The sequence below is a fragment of the Rubripirellula lacrimiformis genome, from assembly GCF_007741535.1.
Classification (GTDB): domain Bacteria; phylum Planctomycetota; class Planctomycetia; order Pirellulales; family Pirellulaceae; genus Rubripirellula; species Rubripirellula lacrimiformis.
Genome location: NZ_CP036525.1, coordinates 5,918,709 through 5,931,055 on the forward strand (window position 1 = coordinate 5,918,709; position 12,347 = coordinate 5,931,055).

A 12,347-nucleotide genomic window follows, 5' to 3' on the forward strand; every position below is an offset into this window, starting at 1 on the left:
CGTTTGGCGATTTTTTCATCCCCTGGTCGCCCGCCCGCCTTCTGCCCGCCTCCCTACTTCGAACCTTCGCCGAATCGAGCCATCCCCGATGTTGACCCTCGTCTCGTTCATCTTTTTCACCGCATTGGTCGGTGTGTTGACTTACCTGTTGGTGCGAGGCAAGGAAAGCGAATCTAGCGACGGATACTTTCTGGCTGGGCGGTCCCTGACCGCTGGTGTGATCGCCGGGTCATTGCTGTTGACGAATTTGTCGACCGAGCAATTGGTCGGGCTCAACGGCGCCGCCTTCGGGGACGGTTTGGCAGTGATGGCATGGGAAGTGATTGCCGGCTTGTCGTTGGTGGTGATGGCGTTGTTCTTTTTGCCCCGTTATCTGGCCCGCGGGATCACGACGATTCCACAGTTCCTGGCGGGTCGATTCAATGAAACGACCGAGTCGATCACGAATGCGATTTTCATCTTGGCGTACGCGGCCATCCTGCTGCCGATCATCCTGTACACCGGTGCCCGTGGACTCAGCGGGATCTTGGACCTGCACGAACTGACGGGCATCCAGAACGACCAAACCATTTTGTGGATGGTGGTTTGGATGATTGGCATCATTGGATCGATCTACGCGGTGTTTGGCGGACTGCGAACCGTGGCGATCAGCGATACGATCAACGGTTTTGGTCTGTTGGTAGGCGGTGCCATGATCGCGTACCTAGGGCTTCAGTGGGTGGGCGACGGAGACGCGTTGAACGGTTGGACGACGATGCGTGATGCGGAACCCAAGCGATTCAGTTCGCTGGGTGATGCGGATTCATCGGTACCTTGGCCGACTCTGTTCACCGGCGTGTTGCTGTTGAACATGTTTTACTGGACCACCAACCAACAGATCATCCAGCGAACGTTCGCCGCCAAGACTCTGGCCGAAGGCCAAAAGGGTGTCTTGTTGGCAGCCGGGTTGAAAGTGTTTGCACCACTGATTTTGGTTTTGCCAGGCATGATGGCCTATCACTTGGACACCAAGGGCGAACTGTTTTCAGCCGATCGAGTTCAGGTGATGGCGAGCGAAGCTCGTGCCGCCTTCGATGCCTTGGCCGACGCAGAACGTTCCGCTGCCCTGGCCGCCGAAGACGCTTCGATCGATGAAGAGGTCGCGATCGAAAACTGGGTCTCGGCAACGGTCCAAAGCCAAAAGAAAGATCAGTCCTATGGTTCGCTGGTCCGCCAAGTGCTGCCCAAACCGTTGACCGGATTTTTTGCTGCGGTGATGGTCGGCGCAATCCTTAGCTCGTTCAACTCGGCGCTCAACGCGACAGCCACGCTATTCAGCCTGGGGATTTATCGTCGCTACATCCGTCCCACCGCCGACGAAACCGCGGTCGTTCGCAGCGGACGCGTGTTCGGCACCCTGATCGCGATTGTCGCGATGTGCGTCGCCCCGATGCTGGCTGGCCAAGACAGCATCTTTGGGTACCTACAGAAGATGAACGGGCTGTACTTCATTCCGATTTTTGCGGTCGTGCTGGTCGGAATGCTGGATCGTCGGGTGCCAGCATGGATCGCCAACGTGGCCTTGGTCGCAGGATTCGCAGCGATCGCGTTGGGATATTTTGCGTTCGGCGACTGGATGAAACAGGTCGAACTTCACGAATTTCACTTCCTGGGAATCGTCTTCGTTTCGCTCGTGATCCTGATGGAGATCGTCGCCTTCACCAGCCCCAGGGTGATCCCAGAGGGTGCTTTGCCGGATAATGACGAATCTTTGTCGCCGATTCCAATGACCCGGTGGCCGTTGGCGGGACCGGTGGGGGCCGGTTTGGCGATCGCCGTTTTGCTGATTTATGGGTACTTTGCAGTGATATAGGGGGCGAGTGCCTCTATATTGGAAGCGATTGACGCAGGCACCGTCGGTGCCAGAATTCGCAAATGGTGCGATTTTCCGGTGTTGGCGTCGTCATTCCGATCACGTTCGCGGCTGTCGATTCGGTACAATCGACGACTTGTCGGTTCGATCGAGTTCGCTTCCTTTAGGCTGACCCCACCCCCATGCCTGACTTTTTCCAGCGTGACGACGAAACGCCGCTGAAGCGACAAGCCGATCGAGAAACGCACGGCGACAGCCATCGCGCAGCGCCGCCGTGGAAAGAAGGCGACCGGCTAGGCGGATTTGTGCTGGAACGCCTGCTCGGTTCGGGCAGCAGCGGTTTCGTCTACCGAGTGCTGGAAATCGATACCGGCGCCCGGTTCGCGCTGAAGGTGCTGCGGCAGGGCGACCCCAACAATCTGCTGCGAAACCGGTTGGGTTTTCGCCGAATGATGCAGATCGATCACCCCAATTTGGTTCGTGTCGATCGGATCTACAAACTGGGCATCCACACCGCTTTGGCGATGGAAGAAGTCGACGGGGTCACCTTCGTCCAAGCCATCCGCCAACTGAAGGCACTGCCACGCGAAGAAGCCTTTGCTCGTCTGCTGGACCTGATGCGAGACTTCGCTGCCGGCCTATCGGTCATGCATGCAGCAGGCTTTGTTCATCGTGACATCAAACCCCAAAACCTGATGGTCGATTCCGCCGGTCGCGGACGGGTCATCGACTATGGCTTGGTCGACGTATTCGAGTTTGATCAAGGCAGCGCCGAGATCGGAAGCTTTATCCTCGGCACGCCCCATTATCTGGCCCCCGAAGTGATCTACCGGCAAAGCTATTTGCCCGCGGGCGATATTTTTGCATTGGGAATCGTGATGTTGGAATCGCTGCAGGCGATCGCCAGCGGAACCCGAGCACACGAAGACGCCCCCCACGCCGACGGCAACCACGCGGCCAACAGCGACATCCAGAATGACCGCGGTGCCAGCAACCGGGATAGCAACGACCCAAGTTCCAATACGCCGCGTGACGAAAGTTCGCAGCAGCGACCATCGCAGCAGCGACCATCGCAGCGGGGAAATTCGCAAAACGGGGACCAGGGCGTTCCCCCGATCGGCGAATCACTTCCCGAACGTGACCCTGGGACTCCGGGACTGAAACGCAACGAAGCTTCGCGGATCGATGCCGAATTGATTTTGCATGCGCTGGACAACTTGAACGAGCATGTTCCCGAGGTGATCAGTGACACGTGTCGGCAAATGCTGGACCGGCAACCTTCGGAACGACCGACCGCGATGCGTTTAGCACGACTTGGTTTGCCCCCCAAAGTCAGCTTGCCCGCCTACGGACACCAACCCCTGATCGGCCGCGACGAAACGCTCAGTGACGTCGTCCAATGGGTCGATTCGATCTTTGCCGGCGGTGTCTCTCGAATCCACATCACCGGCCCGTCGGGGATCGGCAAGACAAGATTTTTGGATGAAGTGATCGCGTACATTGAATCCAAGAATTGGGGTCAGGTCTTCCGAGGCCGATGCCGCCAACGCGAAGATTCAGCGCTGCAAGCTTTCGAACAGATCTGCGATGCAATCGCGAACCGTTACATGTGCGGTGACCGTGATCGCATCCAACTGGACTCGGTCAGCTATGGATTGCTTGCGGGGATCTTTCCCGTGCTGGGCACGATGATGGAAAGCCGGCTGGATCTGCCGCCGCTGCGATGCGAATCACCACGCCGTGCTTCGCTGCAGGCTGTGATTCGAATGAGCCATCAACTGCAAGCCGTCGGGCCGCTGTTCATCGTGATCGATGACGCCCAGTGGGCAGACCGCGATAGTCTGAATGTGCTAGACCGTTTGCAGACCAGTACCAGTGAAGTCGGCATGGGGGTGATCACGATATCGCGAGAACCCGTCGACCTGCAGAGTGTGATCGCCGACAAATCGATCACCTTGGGCCCCATCGATCAATCGCATTCGATGGACTGTCTGCGACGCTCGGCCCAGCGTTGGGCGATCCCCATTACCGAACAAGCGTTGTCGGATTTGGCGGATGCGGCAAGCGGCAGCCCGTTGCGGTTGCTTGAATTGGCCAACGAATTTCGTCCCGGCGGTGCGTTTTCGGAATTGGACTTTGACACCGATCCGGATTGCTCGGTCACCGAAATGGCCAGCATCAATCAGCTTTGGCGGAGCCGGTGTGAACGACTGAGCGACGACGCCAAACAAGTCCTGTTGTACGTGGTGACCGCGGGCGGCCGAGTATCGATGGCTCAGTTGGGCGAATTGACCGGCCAGCACGATGACGTCGACGCCGCCGTTACCGAATTGGCTCGCCTGCGTTTGATCATCGACGATGCAACCGGTGGCGAATGCATCTCGATCTTCCACGATCGGTTTGCCGAGCAAGTGATTTCGTCACTCGGCGACGCAAGCATCCGCGGCGCCAATGAGGCTTGGGCTTCGCTGTTGGTCCGAATGGACAATCCCGAAAGCCTAGCGGCCCGAATCGCAGGGCACTGGTTTGCCGCTGGACATCCCGGCCGAGCAATCTCGCACGCAATCTTGGCAGCCGAAGACGCCGAACGCCGAATCGCTAAATCAGAAGCGGCAAGATGGCATTCGCTGGTGATCGACCATGTTACCGGCAACGAAAAAACCCACCACATTCGCCAGGCCGCACGCTGTTACCACGAAGCTGACATCTTGGGCGAAGCGGCTCGATACTACCAATTGCTTGCGGACTTCGTGGAACCGCACGAACAGTTTGAATGCCGGTTGGCCGCGACAACGTTACTTGTACGCTGCGGACGCTTTGCGCGGGTTCGCGAACAGCTTGGCGAACTTGCGGTGACCCTGGGTCTGCCTCGTCCCAAATCGGCTTGGCGAGCGAAATTGTCGCTGATCTATCAGATGATGCGAGCCAAAATGCAGCAAGGCACTTTGGCAGAATCCTTGCTGGCGATGGATCCGGCGTCTTTGGATTTGGCCACCAATCCGCCAACGCCCCCCAAATCGACCTCGCAAACAACGACGGCCAAACTTAAAAAACCCGACTCAAATCAACCGGACTCGGGGTCGATCGATTCGGGCCAACTCGATTCGCGGCGAATCAGTGCGGGCAACGGCAATCCAAAATCAGGGATCGCTGGTTTGCCCACGATGGGGCCGGCATACTCACCATCGGATTCTGAAAAGCATCGTCGGCAACAGCAGCGGTTCGAACTGTGCGCGGCCTTGGTACGACCGATCAGCATGTTCGACACCCTCTATGCAACAGAACTTAGCTTCGCCGCCGCCAATTTGGCGCGACGGATGGGTAACTTCCAACAGCGCATGCATGTCGCCGTGGGCGAGGCGGTCATGGAGTGTTACGACAAGACTCCCCGACGGGGCGAATGTCTGGGGACTCTGCTGCGACTGCTTCCGCTGGCCACCCGATCCAAAGACCCCATGGTGATGGGCGACGTTTGGGCCGGGCTAACCTTCACGCACTTTTTGTCCTGTCGCTGGGACCAGACGCAGCAACCACTGTCGTCCAGTGTCGACAATTACCAAAAACTCGATTCGCCACGCGGTTTCGAAATTGCGCACATTCGATGGGTCCAACTGTGGTCGAATTGGCACCTGGGTCAATGGAGCGAAATGCAGTTGTTGAGCGAGGTGATGTTTGACGAAGCGATTCAGCAGCGTGATTTGCTGCAACAACAGATCACCATCGGCGGGCTGGGCGGCAACACCTGGCTTGCTCAGGATCGGTCCGAACGATTGTCGCACCTGCGCGAAAAAGCTTCCGATCCACAGGAAATGGGCTCGGGCGGGATCCTGTATTTCTTGGCCGATCTCAGCGAAGTGAACCAAGTGCTGTACGAAGGCCGATGGCAGCAAGCCTGGGAAATGTACGAGTCATGTCAGCAACGAAATTTCCCGATGCCATGCGGCCGGCTGCAGGTGTTTCGCATCAGCTGTGATTCCACCGGGGCCTTGATTGCACTGCATTGCCGCAGCCAAGATCCGTCGATCCAGTGGACCAATCGGATCGTCAAACGAATCGCCACTCTGCGCAGCGAACAACTCCGCTACAGTCGCGTGTTGGCGAACTTCTATGACGGGCTGCTGTGCTGGCAACAGGCAAACGAAGACTCGGACCCACAGCAGCTTTCCCAAGCGGTCGATTACCTGACCCAGGCCCAGAACGAGGCTGCCGAAGCTCATCTGCGGCCGATCCAGTTGGCCGCAGCGGACAAATTGGCGGAAATCGAAACCGGCAACTCTCTGCACCTGTTGGCCGACCGGATGCGGGAACAGGGCGTGGTTGCCCCAGAGAAGCTTCGTCGGCTATATACGCTGGACGAATGACCTTCGCCGGCGGACACTCCCCTTGCCGCCACACTTTCAGGTTCGGTAGCCTGAACCTGTCGCCCGCCGATGTCCCGTGGCACGATGATTGCGGCAATTCGGTGGCGACGATCACCGACACGTCCCTGGATCCCTTCGAAACGACCGTATAAGTTGACTGACCTGGCTGGTTCTGCATCGAATTCCCCTGTTCCCGTCGGCCAGCTTGCCGATCGGTACGGGATTGAATTGGCACCGTCGCTAGCCGATTGGTTCGAAAGCGATCAATGGCAGCAGACCGGACGCCAAGAATATCACGCCGCCGTCACGCCCGGCGAGTTACTGGCGGATGCTCCCGAACCAATTTGGCCGGGACTGATGAATGCCAGCCTGTTGCCGCTGATCAGCAATCGTAGCGGCGATTGGATCTGCGGAGTCGTCGACGAAAACAGCCAAATCAGCCGTTTGGTGCAGTGGTATCACGGCGGCGGCGATTGGATCCTGTGGGGAAATGGGTTGCCCGAAGCGATCGCGTTTGATCGCCTGCAATCCCGTCTGCCTGGCCCCAGACGCCGACATGCGATCCCGGCGGAAGATCCCGGTGCACCCCCAATAACTGTTGCCCCATCCCAAGCGGATCGATTAGCGACGGCCGATCCAGAAAACGCGGCCTCGAAAAACACGGCCTCGAAAAACACGGATCTCGAAAACACCGACCCGTGGATTGAATGGGCGACGCAATATCTGCCCCCTTCGGTCGCCGAGGTTTTGCGATCCGAGTCCACGCTGGATCCGGGACAGTTGGCCGGGTGCTTGATCGACGCTCACGTTGCCGAGACTGCGGTGCGCTGCGAACTGATTCAAGACGCTTTGCAATTGTCGGTTTTTTCAGCGCTGCCACGATCTGTCGTCGAGAAATTCTCCAGCGACAGTGATCAAATCAGCCGTTGGTCGCTGCAGCACGATTCGATCCCACCGGACGTCCGCCAAGCGATCACCGAAGCGTTCAACTGCGCGGGGAACACTGCGGCAGACGCCCCCTTTGAACAAGATTGGGATGCAGCCGAAACCCAGGCTGTCGCGGTGACGCAGTTGACCCCCGACATCGCATGGGGATGGGACATCAGCGGACTAGCGGCACTGCGCCGAGGTGACCGATCGGTGGCGAGAGATCGTTTTCTACGAGGGATCGAGTGTTCGGTTTTTTCGGACCAATCCATCCGGCTTCAGACGCACGGGACAGTCCGGATTGCCGCCAAGTTTTCCGCGGCGATGTTGGCCGAATCGTTCCCAGAAACCGTGGCTGAATCGCCCTACCTGCAAGCGCTTTGCGAGCCGAATTTGATGCGACGCAGCGATCGCGTCAGCAAACATTGGTGGCAACTTGCGGAAACCGCATTTGACGAAGGCGACTTTGCCGAAGCCCACCGGTGCTACGTTGCCGCCGGTTGGGACGTGGGCATGCGGCCGATCACAGCGTTCGCGGACCTGTTGGACCGGATTGCCGAAAGTGCCGATCGATCCAAGCAAACCGGACGATCCGCATTGGCCCGTGTCCACCGCGGATGTTTGCAAGATCGATACGGGACGTAGGACCGCGGGTGTCGCAGTTGCTGGTCCGCTATCCGACGTTTTCCCCCATCCGGGCCGCCAATTTCTTAAGCGTGTCGCTGGCGTCACCGGGCATCAATTTGGCCTGGATCAGATGCGGCGATTGGGGATCCATCCATGCCGCATCCAGCGCTTCGTCGTATTGGTCTTCGGTTTCGACAACGTAACTTTTCCCGCGTCCGTAGACCTTCATCAGTTCGCTGTAGTTCCATTGGTGCACTTCGTTGTACTTCCAATCGCCTTCGTGCAGAAAACGCTCGGTTCCGTATCCGTGGTTGTCCAACAGAATCACGATCGGATGGTGGCCTTCGCGGATCAGTGTGCTGAGCTCTTGGCCCGTCATCTGGAACGCTCCGTCGCCAACCAGCACCACGATCCGGTGATCCGGCCGCGCCGTGGCGGCGCCGAGTGCTGCGGGGACGCTAAAGCCCATCGACGTGTAGTAAGCCGGGCTTAAGAATTCGCCACGATCGTGAATGGTCAACTCCGTCGCCGCGAACAACGAATCGCCAACATCTGCGATCACGATCGTATTGGCATCCAATCGTTCATTCAGACGCTGCATCATGCGGCTGGTGCGAAGCGGATGTTCGCCACCAAAATCGTTCACCAGGGCGTCCCGGTCGGATCCCATCCCTGAACCAATGGAATCCGGGATCGCGCGAGAACGAGACCGTGGTGCCGCGTCGATCAGCCCTTCGATGAACGGTTTCAATTCGACATTGTGGTAGTGATGATGCGAAACCCGCAGCGATTCGCTGGTGGCATAAACGCATCGATCCGGATTCAGCTTGGCGCTGTAAATCCCCAAATTGATATCACTTAGGAACGCCCCCAGCAGCAACACCAGATCGCTGTCTTCGACAAACCGGGTGACATCGGCATCACCGATCGCGCCTTCGTAGAGGCCCACAAACTGAGGATGCTTTTCGCTGACGACACTTTTGCCAAGCATGGTCGTCGCGATCGGAATCCCAGTCACCTCGGCCAACCGAATCAATTCGTCCTGCAAACCGAAGCGGTGCATCTCGACTCCCGCCACGATCACGGGTCGGGCGGCCGAAGTGATCCGCTGGATCGTTTCGCGCACCGCTTCGGCGGTCGCCATGGGATCATGCGTCCGCGGGGCACCGGCGAATCCATGGGCGACCGCCGGTACCACATGCACCATGTCCCGTGGCAACTCCAGATAGACCGGCCGCTTGAATCGATCACAGGCATCCAACACCCGATCGATTTCCGCAAAGGCCGTCAGCGGATCGTTCAGTTCGGCGCCGGCGATCGTAAACTTTTCGAACACTTCGATCTGAGTCCGGAAGTCACGGACCATGTGGTGCAACAGAGCCCCCACCGAACGTTCTCTTAGCCCCGGCGAACCCGAAATGACCACCACGGGTGATTTTTCCGCGTAGGCACCCGCGATGGAATTGCAAACGCTTAGACCGCCAACACAGTACGTCACGCAGACCGCCCCCATCCCGCGGATGCGAGCGTAGGCATCGGCTGCGAACCCAGCACAGTCTTCACGCGTGCAGCCCACAACGTTGATGGGACTGCGTTCCAACTGGCTATAGAAAGACAGGACATAGTCCCCGGGGATCCCGAAGACGTCGTCGATCCCGTAGTCAGCAAGCCGCTGGATCAGGTAGCCGCCGATTGCGAGACTTTCAGACGGTTTCCTCATCAGACGATTCCTCCGTTGGCAAAACCAACCGCGGCGTCAAACGAACCGTGACGTCCGCGATCAGTCGAGTGACTCTCGATTGCTTTTGGGCTTGTTGGTGCCGTCTCGCCGACTTAGACCGGCTCGGTCCATCAGCGAACTTTTCATCAATTCGTCCATGTAATCATCGTCGGCCGGCGGCGGCCCAAAGGCACCCAGCTTCTGCGGCTCGTATTCAACGATATAGTGATGACGGGCGATCGACAATTTGCAGTTCGGGTCCAAGCGTTTGCGGACGACCGAACGATCATCGACTTTGATGCCATTTCGGCTGTTCAAGTCACGGACGAACCAATAGCCATTTTCCAACGTCATTCGACAATGCTGTGTCGACACGTTGGGAAATTTCAACTGGATATCGGACTCGCCACGTCGACCGATCAACAGACGATCTTTGATCAACGGGATCGGATCACCACCCCCGATCGGGGTTAATTGGCCAAAGGGGCCGGCGTAATCGTGTAATTCTTCGGTTGGCACGTTCGATTCTCGATAATGGAATAAAAAAGTTCGGAACCATGTCAAACAGTCTTTATTTTACTGCTTGGCTAACCGTTTTGCCCCCACCTTTTTGACCTTACTCCCCCAATTGGCAGCTGTTGTCGTGCATCTTGAACCGGATTTTGACGCTCCTGAGGCTTGGATCAGTGAGGGATTGCCCTTCAATGCCTTCGGAAAGACACTCCGTCGCCGTTTTGGTGGCCGGATCCAACGGGTCAGCATCGATGCCGGATTCACCTGCCCCAATGTCGACGGCGCGGTGACGCGGGGGGGCTGCAATTTTTGCGACAACCGATCATTCAGCCCATCGCGTCGCGTTCGGCTGCAACAAGTGCACCAACAACTGACCTCTGGAATCGTAACGGTTCGCGAGCGTTACAGCAAAGTTGCCGGGTTCATTGCCTACTTTCAACCGGCCACCAACACCTACGCCCCGGTGGAACAGCTTCGGGAAGTCTACGAACTGGCCCTGTCGATCAATGATCAGCCCGAATTCCATGACCTGATCGTCGGAATGGCAATCGGCACACGGCCGGACTGCGTCCCCGAATCCGTGCTGGCGCTGATCGAAGAATTGGCGGCCAAATCCTATGTATCGCTGGAATTCGGGATGCAGACGATTCACGACGATGGGCTGCGATGGATGAATCGCGCCCATACGCATGCCGACATGATCAACGCCATCGACCGCAGCCGGGGACGCGGGTTCGAAATGTGCGGCCACGTCATCCTGGGCATCCCCGGTGAAACGCATGCGATGATGATGGAAACGGCGACCGAGGTCGGTCGATTGGGTTTTGATGCGATCAAGCTGCACAATCTGTATGCCGTGCGGGGAACCCCGCTGGGGGATCAAGTGCTCGCCGGCCAGATCGAGATGATGGGGCGACAGGACTATGTCCAAACGGTCGTCGATTTTCTGGAACGAATCCCACCATCGGTGGTGGTCGAACGGATCAGCGGTGACGCCCCATCGGACTTCCTGATCGAACCGAAATGGTGTTTAGAGAAGTCGTCTTTGCGGCTGGACATCGAGGGTGAATTCGCCAAACGGGGCAGCCGCCAAGGCAGCCACTTTGTCGCACCCGATCAGCCACCGTCGGACCGCCCGGTGCCATCCGACCAAACACCGGATTCGATTCGTCAGATGATCGAAAAACGCGGGCGTTTGCCGGTTTTGAAGATGGAACCCTAGCCACGACATTCCACCCGAAAAACCAGATCCCCCATCGCGATTTGCCGCTCTTCACGGTAGGCTTAAACGTTGTGCAGGACTGCATTTAAGCGGAAAATTTTGCGGCCACGGCTTCAACGGATATCCATTCAAAATGGCACGCGTCGGAATTGTTTTTGGTCTTCTGTTGTGCGGACTTTCCGCATTGGGGATGTGCGCCACGGTCAACAAAAATCCGATTCAATTCGTGCCGCTGATGCTCGGCATCCCGATCTTGTTTTGTGGTGTGGTCGGCCTGAACCCGCACCGTCGACGAATTGCGATGAATACCGCTTGCGTGGTGGCTTTGCTAGGGATGATCACGGGGATCGCCAACGCGATCATCTGGACCGCAGCCGATGCCGGCAACAAGCCGATCGCGTGGCGTCTGAACACCGGCATCACGGTGCTTTGTGGCATCGTATTCATCGTTGGCGTGATCGCGTTTCAGCGTGACCGCAAACGTCGGCAAGCACTCTCACTGGCTGGTCTGGTGGATGGCGCAAAATCGATTCCGACGTCACTGTCGCGAGTCGATTTGGCGTCGCGTGACAGCCTGTCTGCTGAACGGCCATCGCATGCGGCGGGCCGCAGTGATCCATCCAATTCTGTGACGTCACGTCGCTCATGACGAATACAGACCGTTCCGTCGACGACCTGCTACAGTCGTTTGCACCCGAGGACCCGTTGCGTGGGCGAGTGCACCTTGTGCTAACGGCCATTCCCGAAGAAGTCCAAATTGACTTTCTGCGCGATCCCCGCTTCAGCATCACCAAACTGCATTTCGAAGGCGGATTTGGTACCAAGCTTTACATCGCCTTTCCGTCTCCCGACGGGACCGGCAGCCGATGTGTGGCTTTGAAACCGCGACTGTCGGATTGTGCCGAACCGTTTGGCCTGTACATCATCGCCCACGAATTGGCGCATGCCTATTTGCGGAACGGGCCCTGGGGCGACGTCGCCGACCCCGAAGACGCGGCCGACGCATTGGCGGCACACTGGGGATTCCCCAAACCGATCGATATCCGTTGGTGAACCGATCTCTGGATCGGATGTCCCATCAACCATACGACCATCGCAGCGGGGGCCAGCGAGAACCGCCGGTTG

8 protein-coding genes are annotated in these 12,347 nt (G+C 58.0%); 6 read left to right on the top strand and 2 right to left on the bottom strand.

Going from position 1 to position 12,347, the window contains the following annotated elements:
* Window positions 1-88: 88 nt before the first annotated feature.
* The 3 genes from K227x_RS20690 (at window position 89) to K227x_RS20700 (ending at window position 7,785) form a co-directional block, all read left to right on the top strand.
* Entirely contained in the window at window positions 89-1,852 is a 1,764-nt protein-coding gene (locus K227x_RS20690) for a solute:sodium symporter family transporter (RefSeq protein ID WP_218933410.1), read from the top strand.
* Window positions 1,853-2,034: 182 nt separating this feature from the next.
* Complete coding sequence (locus K227x_RS20695; protein WP_145172526.1) at window positions 2,035-6,213, top strand: serine/threonine-protein kinase; 4,179 nt, start codon at window positions 2,035-2,037, stop codon at window positions 6,211-6,213.
* 153 nt (window positions 6,214-6,366) lie between these two features.
* Window positions 6,367-7,785 (top strand): hypothetical protein, encoded by a 1,419-nt coding sequence (locus K227x_RS20700; protein ID WP_145172528.1) that lies wholly within the window; start codon window positions 6,367-6,369, stop codon window positions 7,783-7,785.
* 28 nt (window positions 7,786-7,813) lie between these two features.
* Here the strand turns inward: K227x_RS20700 and K227x_RS20705 are convergent, their stop codons facing one another.
* On the bottom strand, window positions 7,814-9,487 hold the full coding sequence (locus K227x_RS20705) for an alpha-keto acid decarboxylase family protein (protein ID WP_145172530.1): 1,674 nt from the start codon (window positions 9,485-9,487) through the stop codon (window positions 7,814-7,816).
* A 60-nt stretch (window positions 9,488-9,547) separates the two neighbouring features.
* Window positions 9,548-10,006 carry an FHA domain-containing protein gene (locus tag K227x_RS20710; RefSeq protein ID WP_145172532.1) on the bottom strand — a complete coding sequence of 153 codons (459 nt, stop codon included), beginning with the start codon at window positions 10,004-10,006 and terminating at the stop codon, window positions 9,548-9,550.
* 124 nt (window positions 10,007-10,130) lie between these two features.
* Between K227x_RS20710 and K227x_RS20715 the strand changes: the two genes are divergently transcribed.
* The 3 genes from K227x_RS20715 to K227x_RS20725 all read left to right on the top strand — a co-directional run bounded on the left by K227x_RS20715 (window position 10,131) and on the right by K227x_RS20725 (window position 12,275).
* Window positions 10,131-11,222 carry a TIGR01212 family radical SAM protein gene (locus K227x_RS20715; RefSeq protein WP_246146002.1) on the top strand — a complete coding sequence of 364 codons (1,092 nt, stop codon included), beginning with the start codon at window positions 10,131-10,133 and terminating at the stop codon, window positions 11,220-11,222.
* Window positions 11,223-11,355: 133 nt separating this feature from the next.
* Window positions 11,356-11,871 carry a hypothetical protein gene (locus K227x_RS20720; protein WP_145172534.1) on the top strand — a complete coding sequence of 172 codons (516 nt, stop codon included), beginning with the start codon at window positions 11,356-11,358 and terminating at the stop codon, window positions 11,869-11,871.
* A complete protein-coding gene (locus K227x_RS20725) occupies window positions 11,868-12,275 on the top strand; it encodes a hypothetical protein (protein ID WP_145172536.1) in 408 nt (135 codons plus the stop codon). Before K227x_RS20720 ends, K227x_RS20725 begins: the two co-directional genes overlap by 4 nt.
* Window positions 12,276-12,347: the final 72 nt, after the last annotated feature.